The sequence below is a fragment of the Arthrobacter sp. 01T428 genome (genome assembly GCF_056398685.1).
Genome location: NZ_JBFTPW010000017.1, coordinates 56,922 through 80,799, shown reverse-complemented (window position 1 = coordinate 80,799; position 23,878 = coordinate 56,922). Strand labels below are relative to the sequence as shown.

Here is a 23,878-nt window from a genome sequence, read left to right as displayed (position 1 = left end):
TTAGATGTGTCCCATCGCGGTACGGTTGGCCTTCCGGAGGTAGCAGACCCAGCAAACGATGAGCATCAGCACGTAGGCGCCGACGAAGCCATAGAACGCGGGGGTGTAGGAGCCGGAAGCGCTGGATGCATTGAGTACCTGGGGGATGACGAATCCGCCGTAGGCGCCGATCGCCGAGATCAGGCCGAGCGAGGAAGACGCAAGGCGTGCCGTGCTGGCGGCGCTCGCACCGGAGCGAGCTGCGCGGCTGGAGGTGGCGAAGATGACCGGAATCATGCGGTACGTCGCGCCGTTTCCGAAGCCGCTCGCCGTGAAGAGGAACAGGAACAGGACCAGGAAGAGCCAGAAGTTCTTGAGCGGAAGGGTCCAGATCATGGTCAAGGTGATGACGGCCATCGCTGCGAACGCCGTGACGGTCATGCGGGCTCCGCCCATGCGGTCAGCCATGCGTCCACCGTAGGGGCGGGCGAGGGAACCGACCAGCGGGCCAAGGAAGGCGAGCGAGAGGACAACCGCGCCGAGGTGCATGGAGGAGAAGGCCGGGAAGTAGTCCTTGATGAGCTTGGGGAAGACTCCGGAGAAGCCGATGAACGAGCCGAAGGTACCGATGTACAGGAAGGCCATGATCCACAGGTGCGGTTCCTTGAGCGCGGCGATGGAGCCTGCGACGTCACCCTTGGCGCTGGTGAGGTTGTTCATGTACTTCCAGGCGCCGAACGCGGCGACGAGGATGAGCGGAATCCAGATGAGGCCGGCCATGGGGAGGTTGACCGTACCGGCGGCAAGGAGCGTGACGGCGATCGGAACGATGAGCTGCGCGACGGCGGCACCAAGGTTTCCGCCGGCAGCGTTCAGGCCCAGCGCCCAGCCCTTTTCGCGGGCAGGGTAGAAGAAGGTGATGTTTGCCATCGAGCTGGCGAAGTTGCCGCCGCCGAAGCCTGCAAGGCCCGCAACCAGCAGCATGACGCCGAAGGGGGTGCCGGGGTTTGAGACACAGAGGGCGAGGCCCGCCGTCGGGATCAGCAGCAGGAGGGCCGAGACGATGGTCCAGTTGCGGCCGCCGAACCTCGGGACCATGAAGGTGTATGGGATGCGCAGTGTGGCACCGACCAGGCTGGGGATCGAGATGAGCCAGAAGATCTGGTTGGTGTCGAACTTGAAGCCTGCTGCCGGGAGCTGGACGACGACGATCGACCAGAGCTGCCAGACGACGAAGCCGAGGAACTCGGCGAAGATGGACCAGTACAGGTTGCGCTTGGCGATGGAACGGCCAACGGCGTCCCACTGCTCCTTGTTCTCTGCATCCCAGTTGGCAATCCAGCGGCCAGGGCGGTGTTCAAGCTCGGGGACGAGGGCGGTGGGCGCCTGCTCGTTGGTGAGGATTTCGGTGCTTCGGTCAACTGTCACGGAGTGCCTCCTTTGTGGGGACGTTGTCCTTACACGTTAGGTACGGCGCGTTTCGCGGACCGTCGCGGTTTGTAAACGTGCTGTGACATTCACCTATCGGAGGGGGTCACCACTGCGTGAGGCGATGGTGAGGTTGTTGTGGCGCGGACCACAGAGTGAGACTTTTCCGGGCGTCCGCATCTTGGACTTGATTGTCCATTTGGTGGATACCGGGAACTATTATTGAACTCTCAATAATCTGCCGGCAGGCTCAGCGACGCCGGGCCGGCGTGAACGAAAGCATCCACTACATGTCTTCCATCGCTGAATCCAAGGAAAGCGAGTCAGTCAAGCCGGTCAACTCGCGGGGCCGGGTGATCTTCGCCAGCCTCATCGGAACGTCCATCGAGTTCTACGATTTCTACGTTTACGCCACGGCAGCTGTGCTCGTCTTCCCTAAACTCTTCTTCCCGACGGCGGACGAGACCACCCAGCTGTTGAGCTCCTTCGCGGTGTTCGGTGTCGCCTTCGTCGCCCGACCGCTCGGCTCTATAGTTTTCGGCCACTTCGGTGACAAATTCGGTCGCAAGGGAACCCTGGTTGCGTCCCTCCTGACCATGGGTATTGCCACGTTCCTGATCGGTTGCCTCCCCACGGCACAGGTTCCGGGCTGGACCTTCCTGGCTCCCACATTGCTGGTTGTGCTGCGGTTCGCCCAAGGCCTGGCCCTCGGGGGAGAGTGGAGCGGCGCCGCGCTGCTCGCAACAGAGAACGCGCCGGCCAATAAACGCGCCATCTATGGAACATTCCCGCAGATGGGTGCGCCGATCGGCTTCATCCTGGCCAACATCATCTTCCTGGTCTTCAGCTACACCTTGACTCCCGAGGCCTTCGCCGCCTGGGGCTGGCGCGTGCCGTTCCTGCTCAGCGCCGTCATGGTGATCCTTGGCCTCTACGTGCGCCTCAAGCTCATTGAAACTCCCGCATTCACCAAGGTGCTGGAGTCCAACGAAGTGGCCAAGCTGCCCATCGGACGCGTGTTCAAGAAGAGTTGGCGCCCGCTGATCCTCGGTACCTTCATCATGCTTGCGACGTACGTGCTGTTCTACCTCATGACCACGTTCACCCTGACCTACGGCACCAAACCAACCCTGGTGGGCGCCCAAGCCGCTGCGGTGAAGGCCGGAAAGCCCATGACCGACGCGGCTGCCGCGGCGTTCGTACCAGGCCTGGGTTTCAGCCGGAACGACTTCCTCTGGATGCTGATTGCCGGCGTCGTCTTCTTCGGCATTTTCACCCTGGTGGCCGGTCCGCTGGCCGAAAAGTATGGCCGCCGCAAGATGCTCCTGGCCGTGACCGCGGGAATCCTGGTATTCGGCTTGCTCTTCGTGCCGTTGTTCAGTGGCGGCTTTGTTGGCACCATGGCGTTGCTGATCATCGGCTTCTCGCTGATGGGCCTTACCTTCGGCCCCATGGGTGCGCTGCTTCCGGAACTGTTCCCGACCAACGTCCGATACACCGGATCCGCCGTCAGTTACAACATGTCCAGCATCCTCGGCGCGGCTGTGGCTCCGTTCATCGCGGTCTGGCTCTGGGAGTCGGCCAAGGGCAGCACGGTCCTGGTGGGTGTCTACCTCAGCGCCATGGCGGTACTGACGCTCGTGGCCCTGTTCCTGTCCAAGGAAACCAGGGACACGGATTACGAAAACAACGTAGCTTGAGCTTGAATTAACAGGCTCGGGTTAAATGACTCCGGCCCCGCACCCATGGTGCGGGGCCGGAGCTCTTTAATTGGGCCCACGCTGCCCGGGTTCCCTGGCCGAGCGAAGCGAGGCTAGGGGGGCAGTGGGGACTAGTCTTCGATCGTCGCGATGACGGCGCCCGCGGAGACGGTCTCGCCTGCCTTTGCCACCAAGCCATGAATGGTGCCGGCTTTGTGGGCGGTGAGGGGCTGTTCCATCTTCATGGCTTCGAGGACCACGATCAGATCGCCTTCTGCAACCACGTCGCCGGCGGCTACTGCCACCTTGACGATGGTGCCCTGCATCGGCGAGGTGAGGGCGTTGCCGCCCGCGACTGCGGCTGTGGCGCCCGCAGAGCGGGAACGCTTCTTGACCTTGGCGCCCTTGGTGCCCGCGTTGGCGACAGAGGAAACCGAGCCGAGGGTCGCCGGAAGGACAACTTCCAGCCGCTTGCCGCCAACCTCGACGACGACGCGCTGGCGCTCACCGGCGTCGGCGGCTTCTGTTCCGGTTCCGGTAGGCGTCCACGCGGGGACGTTGTTGACGAACTCGGTCTCGATCCAGCGGGTGTGCACCTTGAACGGGCCTTCGGCCGGAGCGAACGCGGGATCGGTCACCACTGCGAGGTCGAAAGGAATGACGGTGGGGATGCCTTCAACCACCATTTCCTCAAGGGCGCGGCGGGAACGCTGGAGGGCCTGTTCGCGGGTAGCGCCGGTGACAATCAGCTTCGACAGCATGGAGTCGAAGTTCCCGCTGATGACGTCGCCCTGCTCCACGCCGGAATCGATGCGGATGCCCGGACCTGTCGGGTTCTTCAGGGTGCTGATGGTTCCCGGTGCGGGCATGAAGTTGCGGCCCGGGTCTTCGCCGGTGATGCGGAATTCGAAGGAGTGGCCGCGGACCTCGGGATCGCCATAGCCGAGTTTCTCGCCACGGGCGATGCGGAACTGCTCGCGGACCAGGTCGAGGCCTGTGACTTCCTCCGAAACGCAGTGCTCCACCTGAAGACGCGTGTTGACTTCGAGGAATGAGATGATGCCGTCCTGGCCCACCAGGAATTCGCACGTTCCAGCGCCGAGGTAGCCTGCCTCTTTCAGGATGGCCTTGGAGGACTCGTAGAGGCGCTCGTTCTGCTCGGGGCTCAGGAACGGCGCGGGGGCCTCTTCCACAAGCTTCTGGTTGCGGCGCTGGAGGGAGCAGTCGCGAGTGGACACCACAACGACGTTTCCGTAGGCGTCAGCGAGGCACTGGGTCTCGACGTGGCGGGGGGAATCCAGGAAGCGCTCGATGAAGCACTCGCCGCGGCCGAAGGCGGCAATGGCTTCACGTACTGCGGACTCGAAAAGCTCGGGGATTTCCTCGATGGTGCGGGCCACCTTGATGCCGCGTCCGCCGCCGCCGTAGGCGGCTTTGATGGCGATCGGGAGCCCGAACTCCTTGGCGAAGGCCAGGATCTCGTCAGCGGACTCGACCGGGTCGGCCGTACCGGGAACCAGCGGAGCGCCGACCTTTTCGGCGATGTGGCGGGCCTGCACCTTGTCGCCCAATGCGGAGATGGCGTCCGGGGACGGGCCGATCCAGGTGATGCCGGCGTCGATGACCTTGGCGGCAAACTCGGCGTTCTCTGCGAGGAAGCCATAGCCCGGGTGGATGGCGTCCGCACCCGACTGCTTGGCGACGTCGATCAACTTGTCCATCACGAGGTACGACTCGGCAGCGGTGTTGCCGCCCAGTGCGTAGGCCTCATCTGCCAGCCTGACGTGCAGGGCGTCGCGATCGGGGTCTGCGTAGACGGCCACGGATGCGATGCCTTCGTCCCGGGCTGCGCGGATAATGCGGACCGCGATTTCGCCTCGGTTGGCGATCAAGACCTTGGTGAGAGGGCTGGAAATGGGCTGCGCCGGATTAGCTGACAAGTTGACTCCTTCTGTCCTTCAGGGAGCCTAGCGTGATTTTGAGGGTTCCGCCCATATTGATGGGGGATTCCGTGTGTGAGACGGCCTGTCTTTGTAGGGTTGCTACAAAGGCTGGAAATTGGCCGTCGCGCTGGCGACCTGGACCGCCGCTATTCGCTGCCCGCTTCGGAGCCGTTGTGGGTCCAGAGTTCGGTGATCCCGACGTTCGCTTGCCCGAGCAGATCGCGGAGGGTCGAGATGGAGAGCCCGACGACGGCGTGCGGGTCGCCGTCGACCTTGCGGATGAAGGCCCCGCCCAAGCCGTCGATCGTGAAGGAACCGGCGCAGTGCAGGGGCTCGCCGGTTGCGATGTAGGCGTCGATGTCCTTCTCGCTCATCTCCGCAAAGTGGACCTCTGCGCTGGACACCGCACCGACCGTTGCTCCGGTGCCGACGGCCGTCTCGCCGTCGTTCATGTCCGCTGCGGTTTCGCGGCAGTCCACGAGCCAGTGCCCGGTGTGGAGGACGCCCTTGGAGCCGCTCATGCGCAGCATTCGTTCCTTGGCAATGTCTACTGTGTACGGCTTACCGTGCGATTCGCCGTCGAACTCGAACACGGAATCGCAGCCGATCACCAGGGCCCCCTCGGCGTCGGGCAGGGAAGCGACAGCCTCGGCCTTGGCGCGGGCGAGGAGGAGAGCGGTGTCATGCGCATCGGTGACGCCGTACCGGGCTTGCACGGCGTCCTCGTCCACGTCCGAGACGAGTACCTCGTGGTGGATGCCGGCCTCCGTGAGGAGCTTGGTGCGGGCGGGGGACTGGGAAGCCAGGATCAATCGGGTCACGGCTCAAGCGTAGTACGCGACGCCTTCCTCGGACGCTCGCTCACCTATACGGGTGTTTGGCCCGACGCTCGCTCACTTGGGTGAGCGGGCGTTTGGGGAAAGGGCCTTAAAGGTGAGCGGGCGTCGGTTCTGGACACAGAACCGACGCCCGCTGATAGGCAACCAGGCGCTTAGTGGACCAGCTCCTTGGCCCCGCCCGCCGCCGTCGTGCGCTGGAGGTTTGCACCCTCGACGTCGACGTCGGGCAGGACCCGGGACAGCCACCGCGGCAGCCACCAGGCTTTCTCGCCCAACAGGTACATCACGGCCGGAACAATGGTCATCCGCACCACGAACGCATCGACGAGCACGCCGAACGCCATCGCGAAACCGAGCGGCCGGACCATGGTCAGGTGGCTGAAGATGAAGCCGGCGAACACGCTGACCATGATGATGGCGGCGGCCGTGACCACAGCTGCGGCATGGCTGAAGCCGCTTCGGACTGCTTGCTTCGCATTCTCGCCATGCATGAACGATTCGCGCATGCCCGATGTGATGAACACCTGGTAGTCCATGGCCAGGCCGAACAGCACACCAATGAGGATGATCGGCAGGAAGCTCAGCACGGCTCCGGGGTTGGGCACGTCGAACACGGTGCCCAGCCAGCCCCACTGGTACACGGCCACCACGGCGCCGAACGCTGCCGCGAGCGAGAGCAGGAAACCGCCGGTGGCGAGCAGCGGGACGACGATCGAGCGGAACACCAGGAGCAGGAGGACCAGCGAGAGCCCGACGACGATCGCCAAGTACGGCGGCAAGGCGGCACCGAGCTTCGCGGAGACGTCGATGTTGCCGGCCGTCTGCCCCGTCAATCCGATGGTGGCGCCTGTGGCCTGCTGGATTTCGGAACCCTTGCCCCGCAGTTCCGAGACCACCTGGACGGTGCTGGCGCTCGCGGGCCCGTCCTTGGGGATGACCTGGAAAACGGCCGTGCGGTGATCCTGGCTGAGGGCTACCGGAACGGCCGCCACGACGTTGTCGACACTGCGCAGCTTGTCCGCGACGTCGAACTGCTTCGTCTTGGCCTGATCGTCGCTGAGCCCGTCCGGGAAGGTGCCGACAACCACGATGGGACCGGTCATTCCCTCGCCGAAGCTGGTCCGGGTGAGGTCGTACGCCTTGAACGCTTGCGAATCGACCGGCTCCGAACCGCCGTCGGGCAAAGCGAGGCGCAGCTGGGAGGCCGGGAGGGCCAGCACCCCGAGCAGCACGACGCCGGCAAGCAGCGAGACCACCGGATGCCGGGTCACAAGCCCGCCCCAACCACGGCTGCTTCGCTGCTGGTCCGCCGCGCGGTCCGCCGAGGCGTGGTCAGGCTCGGCGTTGTGCCGCTCTGCCTTGGCCCAGGCCCGCTTAGAGATCAGTTTGCGGCCCACCAGCGAGAGGACTGCCGGAGTCAGAGTGAGGGAGACGACGACGGCGACTGCCACCGTCGCGGCGGCCGACAGACCCATGACCGCAAGGAATGGCAGCCCGGGAACCACCAGTGCCGCAAGCGCGATGACGACAGTGAGGCCGGCGAAAAGGACGGCGTTGCCTGAAGTGCCGGTCGCGAGGGCCACTGATTCCTCGGCGTCCATCCCCGAAAGCAATTGCCCGCGGTGGCGGTTGACGATGAAGAGCGAGTAGTCGATCCCGACGGCGAGTCCCAGCATGAGCGCGAGCATCGGGGAGATGGAACTCATGTCAATGACGCCGGTGAGGGCAAAGGTACCGCCGACGCCCACCGCCACGCCGATGATCGCCATCAGCAGGGGAAGGCCGGCGGCGACGAGCGTTCCCAGCATCACAATCAGGGCAATGGCCGCGACGGCGATACCGATGATTTCGGAGACACCGAACAATTGGGAGACGTCCTCGGTGATTTCCTTGCTGGCCAAGGCTGTGACGCCTGCCGAGGAGACCCCATGGACAATGTCCTGGACTTGCTGCCGGACGGCGGGGGTCAGGCCATTGATCGAGGTCTTGAACTGGACCTGTGCGATCGCCGCTTTACCGTCCGTGGAGACAAAGCGCATCCCTTGGGAAGCGGTCACTTGGCGTTTGGCCAGGGCGAGGGTAGCGGCGCCGTCGGCGGCTTGCTTCTGGCCGGCATCGAGCTTCTGGCGTCCGGCCAGGAGTTCGGCCTTTTGAGGGGCAAGTTGGGCCTGGACCTGCGCCGCGGGCATACCGACGGCGGTCATTTGCTGCTCGGCGGCCTTGAGTTGGGCATCGCCTGCGTCGAGCGTGGCCCGCGCCTTGTCCAGCTCAGCCTGCCCGGCGGCAGCTTTCTGTTCCCCGGCAGCAAGATCGGACGGTGCCTTGTCCAAGGTGGCTTGGGTCGTGAACGGGTTGACCGTGGACTGCACATCCGGCAGCTTTTCCAGCCGGGCGAGGGCCGACGCAATGGCGTCCTTGCCGGCTTGGTTGAAGCCGGCGTCGCCGGCTTCGAAGACGATCCCCGCGGAACCGCCCGAGGAGGCAGGAAGGTCCTTCTTGAGTTTGTCCAGCATCTGCTGGGTCTCAGTGCCGGGGATCTGGAAATTGTTGGACATGGTGCCGTGGAAGGCAGCGGCAGAGCCGCCGACGGCCACGAGCACAGCCAGCCAGAGGGAGATCACCAGCCAGCGGTGACGGTAGGAGAACTTGCCAAGGCGGTAGAGCAGGAGTGCCATATCGGAACCGATCTGTCGGTGTGTGGTTATGCCGAGTGTTGGGAGTCTGCCGCGGGCTGAGGGCTGTGCGCCGACGGGGTTTGAGGGGCGGGTGCCTTGAAGCCTGAACCGAGCAGGCAAATAGCGTCGATCAAGTGCTGCCGCAAGCTCGCGAGGGATTCAGCGGATAGATCCGGGCCGTGTTGTTCGAACCAGACGCTCATGGCTGCCTTGCCGCAGGAAATGATGGACCCGGCCAGAGCCCGCAGATATAGCTCGTTGACATCCGGGCCGACGCGACGACGGGCAGCGTCGATGATCTGAGTGGTGCAGTGGTCCCAGGCTTCCAGTTCGGAACGCACCAAGGCACGGTTGTCGTGGGTGAGGCTGAAGAGTTCGGCCATGGGGGAAACCGTCATAGGGTCAGCCAGCGCCGTGAGGGCGGCCCGGGCGGAATCGAGGATGGGTTCGTCCGAAGGGCGCAATCGGAACTGTTCCAAGGCATGGTCCAGGAAGCCTTTGGTCACGGACGCCAAGGCTGCTTCGAGGCTGGGGAAGTAGTTGAAGAAGGTGCGCCGGGATACGCCGGCTTCTTCCGCGATGTCTTCCACGGTGAAATTGCCGGCCCCCTTGCTGCGCAACACGGCGAGGGCCGCGTCGGCGATCGCTTGGCGGGTGGCCAGTTTGTTCTGTTCGCGGCGCGACGGGAGGGCGATAGTATCGGAAGGCGTCACATAGTTACACTAAGTGCAACTTTGCACTCAGGGCAAGTTAAGTCTCCGGTGGGATCTCGTGTTCCTGGGGCGCGGCCGACGTCGCGGTCTGCGTGGATTGCTGGGTGGGCTGTTGGGCTGCCGCGCTGGTGAGGTAGATCGACTGGCCTGTGGCGCCTGGCTCGCCTTCGGCCAGGGGAATGGCGAAAACGGCAGTCCCGTAGGCGCACACTTCGGTCCAGTTGCCGCCCATCTCGGACGTGTCGAAGCGCATGGCGACGATTGCGTTGGCACCGCGCTGCTGTGCCTCGTTGACCATGCGGGCCATGACTTCCTGGCGGCTCTCATAGAGCGCCTTGGTCATTTCGGGCAGCTCGCCGCCGCCGAGGGAACGGAAGCCGGCCATTACCTGGGCGCCGATATCCCGTGAGCGGACGGTGAGGCCCATGACTTCGCCGAAGACGGCGTCGATCTTGTGGCCCGGAATCTTGTTTGAGGTGACTATGAGCATGGACAGAGCCTATCCAGAATCAACCCCGTTAAAAGGACAAATCCCCGGGGCATTTTGAACTGGTTCCCGGGGATTTGTCCGCGCGACGGTGTGCCGTCGCTAGGCCTTGGCGCCAGCGAGCTCGCGGGTCTCCTCGGATGCCTCCGGGAACTCACCCTCGGCCGCGAATGCCGTTCCCTTGCGGGGCGCGTTGTAGAGCGATTCGTCCAGGATTCCCTGCCGCTTGGCGACGATGGCCGGAACCAGCGCCTGTCCTGCCACGTTGACGGCCGTGCGGCCCATGTCCAGGATGGGGTCGATCGCCAGGAGGAGTCCGACGCCGGCGAGCGGCAGTCCCAGCGTGGAAAGTGTCAGCGTGAGCATGACGACGGCGCCCGTGGTGCCTGCCGTTGCCGCGGAACCAAGGACGGAAACCACCACGATCAGCAAGTACTGGCTGAAGTCCAGGTTGATGCCGAAGAACTGGGCAACGAAGATCGCGGCGACGGCCGGGTAGATGGCGGCGCAACCGTCCATCTTGGTGGTGGCGCCGAGTGGCACGGCGAAGGACGCGTAACCCTGGGGGACGCCCAGGTTGCGTTCGGTGACGCGCTGCGTGAGCGGCAGCGTGCCGATCGAGGAACGCGAGACGAATGCCAACTGCACGGCGGGCCACACGCCCGAGAAGTACTGCTTGACGGACAGTCCATGGGTCTTGACCAGGATGGGGTAGACGACGAACAGCACCAGGGCGAGGCCCGCGTAGATGGCCACCGTGAACTTGCCGAGCGCACCGATGGTGTCCCACCCGTAGACGGCCACTGCGTTGCCGATCAGGCCGATGGTGCCCAGCGGGGCAATGCGGATGATCCACCAGAGGACCTTCTGGATGACGGCCAGGGCGGAAGCGTTGAGGTTCAGGAACGGTTCGGCCTGCTTGCCCACCTTGAGGGCTGCGACGCCGACGGCGATGGCGATCACCAGGATCTGCAGCACGTTGAAGGTGATCGACGTGCTGGCGACGCCGTCCGTGACGGTGGTGCTCGCTCCCAGGCCCAGGAAGTTCTTGGGGAAAAGACCTGTCAGGAACGCCCACCAGTCGCCGGTCTTTCCGGCGTACTCGGCCTTCTTGGTGATGCCGGTGCCGGAGCCTGGCTGCAAGAGCACTCCAAGTCCGATGCCGATCGTCACGGCGATGAGTGACGTGATGGCGAACCAGAGCAGGGTGTTCCACGCCAATTTCGCGGCATTGGACACTTGGCGCAGGTTCGCGATGGAGCTCACCACGGCTGTGAAGATCAAGGGCACGACGGCGGTCTGCAGCAGCGAGACGTAGCTCGAGCCGATGGTCTGCAGCGTGGCGCCAAGCCCGTTGGGAGCTTTCGTGGTGCTGCCGGTGGCTTTGGCCAGGAGGCCAAGGGCCAGGCCGATCACGAGGGCCGCGATGATCTGGACGCCGAAGGACGTTGCCCACTGGGGAAGCCGGGACGAAGTCTTTCCGGCGGAAGTCAAAGTGTTGGATGAATTGCTCACCGAAACAAACTAGGCCCCGGAAAATACCACCGCGACCCGACGTTGAGAAATGTTACGGTCTCACATTCGACCCTCTACCAAAAAGGCCCAAGAATTCGCCGCCAATCCACCCAATTATGAAGTTATTCCCGAACGGAATGTGGGGAATGTCTCGTACGTCTCAGCCCATCTGACTCGCATTTGTTGTCGTTATGAGCCTCCAAAACGACAACAAATGCGAGTCAGTTGGGTCACCCCAGCAGCGCCCGGCGAAGCGTATCCAGGCCGACAGAGCCGATGTTCAGGGCATCCGTGTGGAAGGACTTCAAGTCGAATCCGGCGCGGCGTTCGAGTTCAGCCCGGATTTCTTCCCACAGCCGTTGCCCCACCTTGTACGACGGAGCCTGCCCCGGCCATCCGAGGTAGCGGGTGAATTCGAACTGGAGCTGGCCCGCGCTGATGGGGAGGTTGGCCTTGAGGAATTCGAAGCCCTTCTCCGAGGTCCAGGTGCCGCTGCCCCAGCGTTCCGGAACTTCCAGCTCGAGGTGGACGCCGATATCGAACACCACGCGGGCCGCGCGCATGCGCTGCATGTCCAGCATGCCCATGTGGTCGCCCGGGTCCTTGAGGTAGCCGAGCTCGAGCATGAGCTTTTCTGCATAGAGTGCCCAGCCTTCGCCGTGCCCGGACACCCAGCAGACGTTCCGCCGCCAGTTGTTGAGGAGCTCGCGGCGGTAGACGGCGGTGGCCACCTGGAGGTGGTGGCCGGGGACGCCTTCGTGGAACACTGTGGTGGTTTCGGCCCAGGTGGTGAAGGTGTCTTCGCCGGCGGGGACGGACCACCACATGCGGCCTGGCCGGGAGAAGTCGTCCGAAGGGCCCGTGTAGTAGATGCCGCCTTCGTCCGTGGGGGCGATGCGGCATTCGAGCGTCTTCATGATGTCCGGGATGTCGAAGTGGACGTCGGCCAATTCGGACACTGCCCGGTCTGAGAGTTCCTGCATCCAGGCTTTGAGGGCGTCGGTGCCCTTGATTTGCCGTGCGGGATCGTTGTCGAGGATGGCTTTGGCTTCCTCGATGGACGCGCTGGGCTTGATTTGCTCGGCCACCTGTTCCTGTTCGGCAATGAGCCGCTCGAGTTCCTGCACGCCCCAGGCGTATGTTTCCTCGAGGTCCACGGTTGCGCCAAGGAACAAGCGTGAGGCCAGTGCGTAGCGTTCGCGGCCCACGGCGTCCTTTTCGGGAGCAAAGGGCAGAAGTTCCGCTTCGAGGAAGGCGGCAAGACGCAAGTAAGCGGAGCGCGCGACGGCGGCACCGGCGTCGAGCTTTTCCTGCAGTTCCGCCGGCAGCGGCTGGCCGTCGATGGTGGCTTCGGCGGCGAGCTTGGCGAAGAAGCCGTCTTCGGCCGCGTATTTGCTGGTCTGTTCGATGACGATCTTGACTTGGCGGACCGCGGAGACTTTCCCTGCGTCCTTCGCCGAGCGAAGGGAAACGATGTACCCGTCTATCGCGTCTGCGACGTTGGCCGCGCGGCCGGCGATGTGCTCCCAGTGTTCGGCCGTGTCGGTGGGCATGAGGTCGAAGATCGCGCGGATGGTTTGGGCCGGGGACTCGATATTGTTCAGGTCCGCGGCGTCCCAGCCGGACTCGTGGATCTCAATCGCCAGGCCGAGCCGTTCCCGCATCGCGTCCAGCGTGACGACGTCGGAGGCGTCCGTGGGTTCGAGGGTGGCGAGCTCGTCGAGGGTGTCCCGTGCTGCCTTGGCGAAGGCCGCGGCGCCTGAGGGCGAGAAATCCTGGTATTCGGTTTCGTGTCCGGGCAGGCCGAGGGTGGTGGCGAGGCTCGGGTTGAGGGCAAGAAGGGTGTCCGTGTAGGCATCGGCGACCGCGTCGATGGCAGTCTGGAGGCGTGCCGGAGCGGTGTTAGGAGTAGTCACCCCAAGAGCCTAACCGCGTCCAGGCGCCTTATGAAAGGGTTGTTGCAGAAGATCCAGCCGCCAACCCAACTTGCTCGCATTTAATGTCGTTCTGGGCCTTCAAAACGGCATTAAATGCGTGGGCCCACGCCGCCAGGGTTCCCTGGCCGTGGGGCCACACCGGCGAGGGCCCCGGCCTGAGCTTGCGAAGGCTGGGAGCCGGTGGGGACTTGCGAGGCGAGGGTGGCGGTGGGGACAGTTGGGTGACCACAAAACTCAGCCCCGGCTGCGCTTCCAGGCGCCTGGACCCGGTGTGGGATCCATGCGCAGTTGCTGCCGGCGCAGCCAGTGCCGCGTGCTCGGTTTTGGAGCTTCGGCTTCCTCGGACGCTCCAAGGGAGGCGACGACGGCGGCAAGCGCCGCGAGCTCTTCCGGCGTCGGGTCTCCCTTGACCACCGAAAGCAAGGGCTCGGCGGGCACCGCGTCCGTGGAACCGGGCCCGGAGCCTGGGTTCTGTTCGACGCTCACAGGGGGATGTTTCCGTGCTTCTTGGTGGGCAGGCTGGCCCGCTTGTCGCGGAGGGCGCGGAGGCCCTTGATGATCTGCAGGCGGGTCTCCGACGGCGCGATGACGGCGTCGACGTAGCCGAGCTCGGCCGCCTGGTAGGGGTTGAGGAGTTCTTCCTCGTACTGGCGGATGATCTCGGCGCGCTTGGCTTCGACGTCGCCACCGGCCTCGGCGACCGCGGCAAGATCGCGGCGGTACAGGATGTTGACGGCACCTTGGGCGCCCATGACGCCGATTTGCGCCGTGGGCCAGGCCAGGTTGAGGTCCGCGCCGAGCTTCTTGGAACCCATGACGATGTACGCTCCGCCGTAGGCCTTGCGCGTGATGACCGTCAGCTTGGGCACGGTGGCTTCGGCGTAGGCGTAAAGCAGCTTGGCTCCGCGGCGGATGATGCCTTGGAATTCCTGGTCCTTGCCGGGCAGGAAGCCGGGGACGTCCACCAAGGTGATGATGGGGACGTTGAAGGCGTCGCAGTGGCGGACAAAGCGGGCGGCCTTTTCCGAAGCCGAGATGTCCAGCGTGCCCGCGAACTGCATGGGCTGGTTGGCCACGATCCCGACCGTGTGGCCTTCAACCCGGCCGTAGCCGATGATCACGTTGGGGGCGTAGAGCGACTGCATTTCGAGGAAATGGGCGTCATCCACGATCTGCTCGATGACCTTGCGCATGTCGTACGGCTGGTTGGCCGAGTCCGGGATGAGCGTGTCGAGGGCGAGGTCGTCGTCGTCGAGCTCCAGTTCCTGCTCGTGCTCCAGGACGGGCGCCTCGGACAGGTTGTTGGACGGCAGGAAGTCCAGGAGTTCGCGGACGAACTCGATCGCGTCGGCTTCGTCATTGGCGAGGTATGTTGCAGTACCGGTGGTGGCGTTGTGCTGGCGTGCGCCGCCAAGGGTTTCCATGTCCACGTCTTCGCCGGTGACGGTCTTGATGACGTCGGGGCCGGTGATGAACATGTGGGAGGTCTTGTCCACCATCACGATGTAGTCGGTGAGGGCGGGGGAGTAGGCCGCCCCGCCGGCGCACGGGCCCATGATGAGGGAAATCTGCGGGACGACGCCGGAAGAATGGACGTTGTTGCGGAAGATGTCAGCGAACATCGCCAGCGAGGCGACGCCTTCCTGGATACGCGCGCCGCCGCCGTCGTTGATGCCCACCATCGGGCAACCGTTGCGGAGGGCGAATTCCTGGACCTTGACGATCTTCTCGCCGTTGACTTGGCTCAGGGAGCCACCGTAGACGCTGAATTCCTGGCTGTAGATGGCTACGAGGCGGCCGTCGACGGTGCCGTAGCCCGAGACGACGCCGTCGCCGAGGGGCTTCTTCTTCTCCATGCCGAACGCGGTGGAGCGGTGGACGGCCAAAGCGTCGAACTCTACGAAGGAGTCTTCATCGAGGAGCATGTCGATGCGTTCGCGGGCGGTGTTCTTGCCGCGGGCATGTTGCTTTTCGATGGCTTCGGGGCCGGACGGTTGTTCTGCACGGGCCTGGCGGTCGCGGAAGTCGGCAATCTTTCCCGCTGTCGTTGTCAGATCGTGGCTCATCAAATGTCTCCGGCTCTGTAGCTGATTTACGCTGGCACTGCTTTGTTAGGCATGCGCTCTTAAGTAGCATCCGTACAAAGTGCGGGCCCTGTTGGCTAGTCTAATGACGCAAAAGCCACAGACCGCTGTAGAAACCCTACAATTTTCCGACTTCAAGTCGAGCATCGAGTGATGTTACTCGCCAGTAACATAGTTGGGCTACAGTGTCCTCATGACCTCAAGCAACGATGCTTCTGCAAGCCCTGCCCTTCCCTACCAGGCACGTGGATCACTGAAGGGCCGCACCATTCTGATGTCCGGCGGCAGCCGCGGCATCGGCCTGGCAATCGCTACCCGCGCGGCACGTGACGGCGCCAACATCGTCATCATGGCCAAGACCGGGGAGCCACACCCCAAGCTTGAAGGAACGGTCTTCACGGCCGCCGAACAACTGGAAGCGGCGGGCGGCCAAGCGCTGCCGCTGGTGGGTGATGTCCGCAACGACGGCGACGTTGCCGCGGCGGTTGCCGCCGCCGTCGAACACTTTGGCGGAATCGACGTCGTGGTCAACAACGCCTCGGCGATAGACCTCTCCCGCACTGACGCAATTGACATGAAACGCTATGACCTCATGCAGGACATCAACGTCCGAGGCACCTTCCTGCTGTCCAAGCTCGCGCTTCCGGCCCTGCGGACATCGAACAACGCCCACATCCTGACGCTCTCGCCGCCGCTGAACCTTGACCCGAAGTGGGCAGGCATGCATCTGGCCTACACCATGGCCAAGTACGGTATGAGCCTCACCACGCTGGGCCTGGCCGAAGAACTCAAGAACGACGGCGTGTCGGTCAACTCGCTGTGGCCCTGCACGCTGATCGACACTGCCGCCATTCGGAATATGCCCGGCGGGGCACAGATCGTCCAAGCGGCCAGGGGCCCGGAAATCATGGCCGATGCGGCCCACGCTGTCCTGACCGGGGCGAACCTGTCCGCAGACTCAGGCGCTTCAGCAAGCAATACAGGCAACTTCTATACGGACGAACAGGTGTTGAGGGCTACCGGAGTATCCGACTTCAGGCCCTACAGTCTGGGTGCCCCGGAGGAGAAGCTGGTACCGGATATCTTCCTCTAAGCGGACAACTTCTTCCCGGACCGGCCTGGCTGGATAGGATTCTGTCTATGGACGTCGAACAGCCTGCCAGCAGCGAACCACGTGCCCCGCGCTTGGGCCTGGACCGCGATGCCCTGCTTCACCCCGACTTCCTCGCGGCCGCCGGTATTTCGCAATTGAAGATCGTGGAGACCACAGGCTCCACGAACGCCGATCTGCTGCGCGCCGTGACCATTGAGCCTAAGGAATGGGCAGACCTCGCGGTCCTTACCGCCGAGCACCAGACGGCGGCCCGGGGCCGGCTCGACCGTCACTGGGAGTCTCCCGAACGTTCGGCGATTTCCGTTTCGATCGTCCTGCGTCCCGTGAATTCCCAAGGCCTCCCCGTTCCCACCCAGAGCTATTCCTGGCTGTCCCTCCTGGGCGCGCTGGCCTTGCGCGAGACCCTCCTCGAAACCGCCGGCCTGCCCGCCGAGATCAAGTGGCCCAACGATGTCCTGGTCCGAGGCAAGAAGATCGCCGGGATCCTGGCCCAGATGGGACCGATGGGGGATGGATCCGTTCCGGCCGTGATCCTGGGCACCGGCCTCAACGTGACGCTCAGCGAAGATGAGTTGCCTGTCCCGACAGCGACGTCCCTTGTGCTCGAGGGTGCCACGACCACGGACCGCACCGTGCTTCTGCGGAACTACCTGTCACGCTTCGCGGCGCTCTACCGCAGTTTCTGCAATGCCGACGGCGACCCCACGGCGGGATTGGCCGGCGGATCTTCCCTGCACAAACGGGTGGAAGCTGTCATGGTCACCTTGGGACGCGAAGTGAAGGCGCATTTGCCCGGCGACCACGAATTGGTGGGGCATGCGTCCAGGCTGGATGAATATGGTTCCCTTTTGGTGGTGGACCATGGTGGCCGCGAGCACGTTGTGACCGCCGGCGACGTCGTCCATCTGAGGGCTACCGAAAGCGGTTATGCGTAAAGAGCTCCTGCGCGGGGAGCAAGTCATCGTGATTACGCGGCAGCAGCCCAGGGCGCTTTTCGGTCCCGTCCTGGCGTTCATCTTGGTCCCCGCCGCGGCGGCCTTCGCCTGTGCATGGATAGTCAAGGGCGGACCCGGTAAGTTGCTTCCGGTCATCACGAGTGATTGGACCCAGTGGTTGGTGGCCGCATGCCTGGCCATCGTGGCGATCGTGCTGCTTGGCTACAGCCTTCCGCGATTCATCCGCTGGCGCGGCGTACGGTACATCCTGACAAGCGGCCGGATAGTTGCCCGTTTCGGAATGCTTCGCCGGGGAGACTGGCAGGTCCCGCTGGCCGCGGTGCGCAGCGTGGGGATCAAACAATCGCTGCTCCAACGGATATTGCGCTCCGGGAATATATCCTTGGATACCGGGCACCCCGGCGAGGCCGTTCTCGCGGATGTTCCGGAGGTCGGCAAGTTTCGAAGTTTCATCCTGGATGCCATGGCCGAGCTTCCGACAAATCTCGGGTTCGGCCCGGGCGCCGTACCGGAGCATGGCGACTTTGACGGTTTTGTTGGACCAGTTGACTACTCTGGTGCCGCGTTGCCCTGGGATGTGAGAGAAGGTGGAAGAGATGAGCGTTGACGAGCAGGAGCCTGAGTACATGGACCACGAGCCCGACGCCGTGCCCGAACCTTCCGTGGACCAAGCACCTACGGGGGTCCTCCCCGTGGTGTCCCCGCCCACCGGCGCATTGTCAGCAGAACGGCTTGCCATTAAAGCGCTGGAAACGCGGCTCTTGGGCGGCGAACGCAAACTCCGGCGGCGCGAAGTCGCGGCCGGAGCAGGCGTCTCGCTGTTGTCAGCCCGCAAGCTGTGGCGGGCGCTGGGATTCCCGAATTTCGGTGACCAGGATGTAGCGTTCACCGAGCGCGACCTCGCGGCGCTTTCCACCATCCTCGACCTGGTCCGCGCCGGAAAGCTCACCGAGGAAGCTGCCATCTCCGTGACGCGCGCCATCGGTCAGATGACCGACCGTATGGTGGTGTGGCAAGTCGAGGCGCTGATTGAAGACATGGTGGTGCAGCAAGGCATCCCCGATGCCGTTGCCCGCAAGCAGCTGGTCAATGAACTGCCCAACCTTGTGGACGCCATGGAAGAGATCCTGCTGTACTCATGGCGACGCCAGATGAACGCCGGTGTGCAGCGCCTGGCCGTCCGTGCAGAGGCAGGTTTGCAGGCGAGCGAAGCAGGCCGCGAAGGAGATGAAGACGACGCTCCTTTGCCTTTGGCGCGCGCCGTAGGTTTTGCCGACCTCGTCTCCTACACGAGCCTGTCACGCCGCATGAACGAGAAAACCCTGGCCCAGTTGGTCCAGCGCTTCGAGAACAAGTGCGCGGAGATCATCTCCATCGGCGGGGGGCGCCTGGTCAAGACCGTCGGCGACGAAGTCCTCTACATCGCCGAGACGCCGGCCGCTGGTGCCGAGATCTCCTTGGCGCTTGCCCAGGCCTTCACCGAAGACGAAATCCTCCCGGAAGCCCGCGTGGCCATGGTCTGGGGACGGATCCTTTCCCGTCTCGGCGATATTTACGGCCCCACCGTCAACCTGGCGGCCCGCCTCACGGCCTTGGCTGAACCTGGCACGGTCCTCGTGGACGAGATGACGGCGGCAGCGCTGGGCCAGGACGAACGTTTCATCCTGGTTCCGCAGACGGCCGAAAACGTTCGTGGTTTCGGGGAAATCCTTCCCGTCCGGCTTGCCCGCGGACTTGGCAAGGGACTGGTCCTCGACTGATGAATTCACCGTCCGCAGCAACCGCCCCTGAGCCGGGATTCACGTTGAGCTATGGCTTCGGGACGGACCGTGGACTCAGCCGGGAACTCAACGAAGACTCGCTCATCGCAAAGGATCCGGTCTTCGCGGTGGCTGACGGCATGGGCGGGCATGAGGCAGGCGAGATTGCCAGCGCGTTGTGCGTGCGTACCCTCGGCAGCATGCCGCAATTGGCGCCGGGAGTCCGCTCGGCAACTGCCGTTGCCCTGCAAAGGTGCATCCTGGCTGCCGACTCCCAGATCCGGAATGCCACGGGTGGCCGCGCTGGAACAACGCTCACCGGCGTCGTCGTCGCCGAGCATATGGGCGTCCCGTATTGGCTGGTCATGAACATCGGCGATTCACGGACGTATCGGGTGAACGGGGGCGAATTCAGGCAGATCAGCGTGGACCATTCGGAAGTCCAGGAACTCGTGGAGGCCGGAAGCATCACGCGGGAAGAAGCCACGGTGCATCCGCGCCGCAATGTGGTGACCCGCGCCCTCGGCACAGGGGGCGAAAACGAAGCGGACTTCTGGTTGCTGCCCATCCAGGACGGGGATCGGATGCTGATCTGCTCGGACGGACTCACCGGGGAGCTGGGCGACGAGCACATGTTCCGGATCTTGAGCACGGTTGAGAAGCCCCAGGACGCGGTGGATGCCCTCATCCACGAGGCGTTGCTGAGTGGCGGGCGGGACAATGTGACCGCGATTGTGGTTGATGCCAGGATCGAGTTGAACGACGCCGCAAGGACCGGCACCGGCTCTTCCTGATGGCCTTTGCAGGGAACGGGATTTGCGACATGCCCGGACTATGTAGGAAGATTCCGGTCAATACCACCCCAACTCCGGGCGGCCCGTGCCGTCCTGCAGAGGTAAACATGACCCAACGCTCCTCAGCGCGCTCTGGCGGCGCGACCCGTGCCGCCGTGCGACGCCCGTTCTCCGTTGCCTTCGCGGGCATTGCCATGGCCGTGGTGATGTGCGCCTTCCCGTTGCTTTCGGCCCATGCCGAGACCACTCTGGCTCCTCAGAATAGCCAATCGACCACTGCCCCGACCCCGGCCCCGGACCCGGCACCAACCGAGCCCACGCCAACCCAGCCGATAATCGTGGACCCGGCGCCCTCCAAGCCACCCGTCGTCGTGCCGGTGGCCCCGGCACCAGCCCCGGTGGCGCCCGCGCCCGCCGCGCCCGAACCGGCCCCCATGACTCAGGTGACCGTGGAACCGGAACCCAGCGTGGCGCCGTCGGAGGCTTCTGTCGCCTCCAGCCCGGCGACCCCGTCGAACAGCCCGACGGCGAGCGCCTCGCCGTCGGCATCGTCCAATTGGAATACCCCCATCCAGGACGGGCTCAAGGCCACGCAAGCTGCCTCGGTGAGCGGCACCAAAGGACCGGGCTCGGACATGTTCGCCGTGATCGCGATCATGGGCGGCGTGCTTTTGGTGGCGGCCGGAGGCATTGCCTTCGCCTTGTGGAGCCGCCACCGCTTTACGCACTGATACCCGCTTGTGATTCCTGCTTCCCGTCCGGGGGCCGTATTTTGTCGCGGCTTTGCGGCAAGATAGGTACGTGAGCACAGCAGAGAGCGAAACCGCAGTTCCAACGGAAGCCGTACGGGAAGAGTACGAAAACCTCGCAGACCTCGTCCGCAAGTACCGCTACGCGTACTACCAGGAAGATGCGCCGACGGTTTCGGATGCCGAGTTCGACTCCCTGTACCGCCGCCTCGAGGAGCTCGAGGCCCTGCATCCCGAGCTCGTGTCCAACGATTCGCCCACACAGGAAGTAGGCGGCGAGGTGTCGGCTGCTTTCGCCGCCGTCGAGCACCTCCAGAGGATGTACAGCCTGGAGGACGTCTTCTCGCTCGACGAGTTGGAAGCGTGGGTCCGCAAGGCCGAGGCTTCGGTCGAAAAGCTGGGCACGGCGGCTTCCCGCATTGCGTGGCTGACGGAGCTGAAGATCGACGGCCTGGCAGTGAACCTGCTGTACCGCGACGGCAAGCTGGTCCGTGCCGCCACGCGCGGAGACGGCACCACGGGCGAGGACATCACCCACAACGTGCTCACCATCAAGGAGATCCCGCGCCAGCTCAGCGGCAGCGGATATCCGTCCGAGGTGGAAATCCGGGGCGAAGTCTTCATTCCGTCCAAGGCATTCGCCGAATTCAACGAAGCGCTGATCGAGTCCGGCAAGGCGCCGTTGGCCAACCCCCGCAACGCCGCGGCCGGCTCCCTGCGCCAGAAAGACCCCGCGGAAACCGCCAAGCGTCCGTTGCGGATGTTCGTCCACGGCATCGGGGCACGCGAAGGCCTCGACTCCACGAGCCAGTCGGAAACGTACAAGCTGCTGGAGGAATGGGGCTTGCCGGTCAGCCCCTACCTGAAGGTCCTGGACTCCTTCGAGGAGGTCCTCGACTTCATCAAGCACTTCGGCGAACACCGGCACGACCTCCTGCACGAGATCGACGGCATCGTGGTCAAAATCGACGACTTCGCCACGCAGCGTGCCCTCGGTTACACCTCGCGCGTGCCGCGATGGGCCGTTGCCTACAAATACCCGCCGGAGGAAGTCCACACCAAGCTGCTGGACATCCAAGTCAACGTCGGCCGCACCGGCCGCGTCACTCCCTACGGGGTAATGGAACCGGTCAAAGTGGCCGGATCCACTGTGGAGATGGCCACCCTGCACAACCAGGACGTGGTCAAGGCCAAGGGCGTCATGATCGGCGACATCGTGATTCTCCGGAAGGCCGGAGACGTCATTCCTGAGATCGTCGGGCCGGTATTGGCGCTGCGCGATCAGCAGGATCCTCCTGTGCGCGAGTTCGTGATGCCCACGGAATGCCCCTCCTGTCACACGCCCCTTGCTCCGGCGAAGGAGGGCGACGTCGATATCCGCTGCCCCAACGCGAAGTCGTGCCCCTCCCAGCTGCGCGAGCGTGTCTTCCACGTCGCGAGCAGGGGAGCCTTCGACATCGAGGCTCTCGGGTGGGAGGCAGCCATCGCACTCACCCAGCCTGCGGAACCGGAAACTCCGCCCCTGCGCAGCGAGGCGGCCTTGTTCAGCCTCACGCCGGAGGACCTCGCCGACGTCCGCATCCACCGCGAGAAGCGCTCCAAAGGCGTGGGCACGGGAACGTTCGAATTGGTGCCCTACTTCTATTCCAAGGCCACCGCCAAGACCCCTTCCAAACCCACCGCCACCACCGAGAAACTGTTCAAGGAACTTGAGAAAGCCAAGACGCAACCTCTCTGGCGCGTCCTGGTTGCCCTTTCCATCCGGCACGTCGGCCCCACTGCGTCCCGTGCCCTGGCCACGGCCCTCGGGAGCATGGACGCCATCCGGGCCGCCTCCGAGGAGGAACTGGCCAACGTTGACGGGGTGGGACCGACCATCGCCGCGGCACTCAAGGAATGGTTCGCCGTTGACTGGCACCAGGAAATCGTGGATAGCTGGGCAGCTGCCGGGGTGCGCATGGTTGACGAGCGCGACGCCGGCATCCAGCGGAACCTGGAAGGCCTCACCATCGTGGTGACAGGCTCCTTGCCCACCCTAAGCCGGGACGAAGCCAAGGAAGCCATCATCATCAGGGGCGGCAAAGCGGCGGGCTCGGTTTCCAAGAACACCAGTTACGTCGTGGCCGGCGAGAACGCAGGCTCCAAGCTGGACAAGGCTGAGCAACTCGGCATCCGGGTACTGGACGAGGACGGCTTCAAGGCATTGCTCGACGGCGTCCTGGAACCCGCCGGCGGCACGGCTCCGGATGATGAAGACGCAGCCGTTGCCCTGGCGGGCGCTGCGGCGGCGGAAGTGGACGCTGCCGAATGACGGCCGATGTCTTGGAGCTTCTCGCTGTTGCCCGCGTGGCGGCGGCGGCAGGAGCGGAGGTGCTCGCCGCCCGGCCAGCCGGCCCCGGCTCGGCGCGGAACCTCGGCGTCGTGAACAAGGGCGACGCCGGCGACTGGGTGACGGCCTTCGACGTCGCGGCGGAGAACGCTGTGCGGGACGCAATTACGGCAGCACGCCCGCACGACACCATCACGGGCGAGGAACATGGCACCACCCGGCCGGAGCAGCCCAGCGGCTACCGATGGTCCATCGATCCTTTGGACGGCACCACCAACTTCATCCGGAACATCGTCTACTACGCCACGTCCGTGGCCGTTGCGGATGCCGACGGCGTCTGGCTGGCCGGCGTCGTCAACGCCCCCGCGCTGGGACGCATCTACTCGGCGGCACGCGGCCATGGGGCCTGGCTTGAAGAGAACGGGCAGCGCACCCAGCTGAGCGGACCGCTCCTGGGCCGGACGGGACTGATTGTGGCCTCCGGGTTCAGCTACGATCCCGCCACGAGGGCTGAGCAGTTCGCCGGTCTCGGGAACCTCATGGAAGGCTTCGCCGATCTCCGGCGGCTCGGCTCCGCCGCATTGGATCTCTGCCTCGTGGCGGATGGAACGCACGACGCCTTCGGAGAACGCGGGCTCAACGAACACGACTACGCGGCTGGTGCGTTGATCGCTGAGGAGGCCGGATGCTGGGTCCGCCGCCCACGGCTGGCCAGCCCCCTGGATGGCGGCCCCACGGATGCGGATCGTTTGGAAGCGTGGACCTGCGCGGGAACCCTCGAGCTCTCGGGCAAGTTCCCGCTCTAAGGCCTTTCACCTTGGCCCCGACGACGCGGGATGACCGCCGTCGTCGGGGCTTTGTGCCTGGCTGCGCGTC

Annotated in this window: 19 protein-coding genes; 9 read left to right on the top strand and 10 right to left on the bottom strand. The window is 64.4% G+C overall.

Going from position 1 to position 23,878, the window contains the following annotated elements; genetic code table 11:
- A complete protein-coding gene (locus tag AC1DJB_RS17425; protein ID WP_370872196.1) occupies positions 1 to 1,407 on the bottom strand; it encodes an MFS transporter in 1,407 nt (468 codons plus the stop codon).
- Between the two features lie 290 nt (positions 1,408 to 1,697).
- Between AC1DJB_RS17425 and AC1DJB_RS17420 the strand changes: the two genes are divergently transcribed.
- Positions 1,698 to 3,107: an MFS transporter gene (locus AC1DJB_RS17420; RefSeq protein WP_441433497.1), complete on the top strand. Its 1,410-nt coding sequence runs from the start codon at positions 1,698 to 1,700 to the stop codon at positions 3,105 to 3,107.
- Between the two features lie 131 nt (positions 3,108 to 3,238).
- On the opposite strand, the gene AC1DJB_RS17415 is transcribed toward AC1DJB_RS17420, so the two are convergent.
- The 9 genes from AC1DJB_RS17415 to AC1DJB_RS17375 form a co-directional block, all read right to left on the bottom strand.
- Positions 3,239 to 5,047 carry an acetyl/propionyl/methylcrotonyl-CoA carboxylase subunit alpha gene (locus AC1DJB_RS17415; RefSeq protein WP_284989788.1) on the bottom strand — a complete coding sequence of 603 codons (1,809 nt, stop codon included), beginning with the start codon at positions 5,045 to 5,047 and terminating at the stop codon, positions 3,239 to 3,241.
- 149 nt (positions 5,048 to 5,196) lie between these two features.
- A complete protein-coding gene (locus AC1DJB_RS17410) occupies positions 5,197 to 5,871 on the bottom strand; it encodes a Maf family protein (RefSeq protein ID WP_059387898.1) in 675 nt (224 codons plus the stop codon).
- A gap of 170 nt (positions 5,872 to 6,041) precedes the next feature.
- Positions 6,042 to 8,564 (bottom strand): MMPL family transporter, encoded by a 2,523-nt coding sequence (locus AC1DJB_RS17405; protein WP_441437992.1) that lies wholly within the window; start codon positions 8,562 to 8,564, stop codon positions 6,042 to 6,044.
- 26 nt (positions 8,565 to 8,590) lie between these two features.
- The gene (locus AC1DJB_RS17400) at positions 8,591 to 9,277 is read right to left on the bottom strand and encodes a TetR/AcrR family transcriptional regulator (RefSeq protein ID WP_476910598.1); all 687 of its coding nucleotides are present in this window, start codon (positions 9,275 to 9,277) and stop codon (positions 8,591 to 8,593) included.
- Positions 9,278 to 9,314: 37 nt separating this feature from the next.
- A complete protein-coding gene (locus AC1DJB_RS17395) occupies positions 9,315 to 9,767 on the bottom strand; it encodes a YbjQ family protein (RefSeq protein WP_441433494.1) in 453 nt (150 codons plus the stop codon).
- Positions 9,768 to 9,866: 99 nt separating this feature from the next.
- Positions 9,867 to 11,279, bottom strand: a complete 1,413-nt coding sequence (locus AC1DJB_RS17390; RefSeq protein WP_441433493.1) for a dicarboxylate/amino acid:cation symporter — start codon at positions 11,277 to 11,279, stop codon at positions 9,867 to 9,869.
- 230 nt (positions 11,280 to 11,509) lie between these two features.
- Positions 11,510 to 13,195 carry a DUF885 domain-containing protein gene (locus AC1DJB_RS17385; protein ID WP_441433492.1) on the bottom strand — a complete coding sequence of 562 codons (1,686 nt, stop codon included), beginning with the start codon at positions 13,193 to 13,195 and terminating at the stop codon, positions 11,510 to 11,512.
- Positions 13,196 to 13,450: 255 nt separating this feature from the next.
- The gene (locus tag AC1DJB_RS17380) at positions 13,451 to 13,702 is read right to left on the bottom strand and encodes an acyl-CoA carboxylase subunit epsilon (RefSeq protein WP_059387894.1); all 252 of its coding nucleotides are present in this window, start codon (positions 13,700 to 13,702) and stop codon (positions 13,451 to 13,453) included.
- Positions 13,699 to 15,282, bottom strand: a complete 1,584-nt coding sequence (locus tag AC1DJB_RS17375) for an acyl-CoA carboxylase subunit beta (RefSeq protein ID WP_307052603.1) — start codon at positions 15,280 to 15,282, stop codon at positions 13,699 to 13,701. Before AC1DJB_RS17375 ends, AC1DJB_RS17380 begins: the two co-directional genes overlap by 4 nt.
- A gap of 211 nt (positions 15,283 to 15,493) precedes the next feature.
- On the opposite strand from AC1DJB_RS17375, the gene AC1DJB_RS17370 reads away from it, so the two are divergent.
- The 8 genes from AC1DJB_RS17370 to AC1DJB_RS17335 all read left to right on the top strand — a co-directional run bounded on the left by AC1DJB_RS17370 (position 15,494) and on the right by AC1DJB_RS17335 (position 23,808).
- The gene (locus AC1DJB_RS17370; protein WP_284989781.1) at positions 15,494 to 16,393 is read left to right on the top strand and encodes an SDR family oxidoreductase; all 900 of its coding nucleotides are present in this window, start codon (positions 15,494 to 15,496) and stop codon (positions 16,391 to 16,393) included.
- A gap of 47 nt (positions 16,394 to 16,440) precedes the next feature.
- Positions 16,441 to 17,349: a biotin--[acetyl-CoA-carboxylase] ligase gene (locus tag AC1DJB_RS17365; RefSeq protein ID WP_059387892.1), complete on the top strand. Its 909-nt coding sequence runs from the start codon at positions 16,441 to 16,443 to the stop codon at positions 17,347 to 17,349.
- Positions 17,342 to 17,977: a PH domain-containing protein gene (locus AC1DJB_RS17360; protein WP_441433490.1), complete on the top strand. Its 636-nt coding sequence runs from the start codon at positions 17,342 to 17,344 to the stop codon at positions 17,975 to 17,977. The genes AC1DJB_RS17365 and AC1DJB_RS17360 overlap by 8 nt, the downstream gene beginning before the upstream one ends.
- On the top strand, positions 17,967 to 19,130 hold the full coding sequence (locus AC1DJB_RS17355) for an adenylate/guanylate cyclase domain-containing protein (protein ID WP_059387890.1): 1,164 nt from the start codon (positions 17,967 to 17,969) through the stop codon (positions 19,128 to 19,130). Before AC1DJB_RS17360 ends, AC1DJB_RS17355 begins: the two co-directional genes overlap by 11 nt.
- On the top strand, positions 19,130 to 19,924 hold the full coding sequence (locus AC1DJB_RS17350) for a PP2C family protein-serine/threonine phosphatase (RefSeq protein WP_441433489.1): 795 nt from the start codon (positions 19,130 to 19,132) through the stop codon (positions 19,922 to 19,924). Before AC1DJB_RS17355 ends, AC1DJB_RS17350 begins: the two co-directional genes overlap by 1 nt.
- A 107-nt stretch (positions 19,925 to 20,031) precedes the next feature.
- A complete protein-coding gene (locus AC1DJB_RS17345; protein WP_441433488.1) occupies positions 20,032 to 20,655 on the top strand; it encodes a hypothetical protein in 624 nt (207 codons plus the stop codon).
- Positions 20,656 to 20,707: 52 nt separating this feature from the next.
- Positions 20,708 to 22,984 carry an NAD-dependent DNA ligase LigA gene (gene ligA / locus AC1DJB_RS17340; protein ID WP_441433487.1) on the top strand — a complete coding sequence of 759 codons (2,277 nt, stop codon included), beginning with the start codon at positions 20,708 to 20,710 and terminating at the stop codon, positions 22,982 to 22,984.
- The gene (locus AC1DJB_RS17335; protein WP_307052598.1) at positions 22,981 to 23,808 is read left to right on the top strand and encodes an inositol monophosphatase family protein; all 828 of its coding nucleotides are present in this window, start codon (positions 22,981 to 22,983) and stop codon (positions 23,806 to 23,808) included. Before ligA ends, AC1DJB_RS17335 begins: the two co-directional genes overlap by 4 nt.
- Positions 23,809 to 23,878 lie beyond the last annotated feature (70 nt).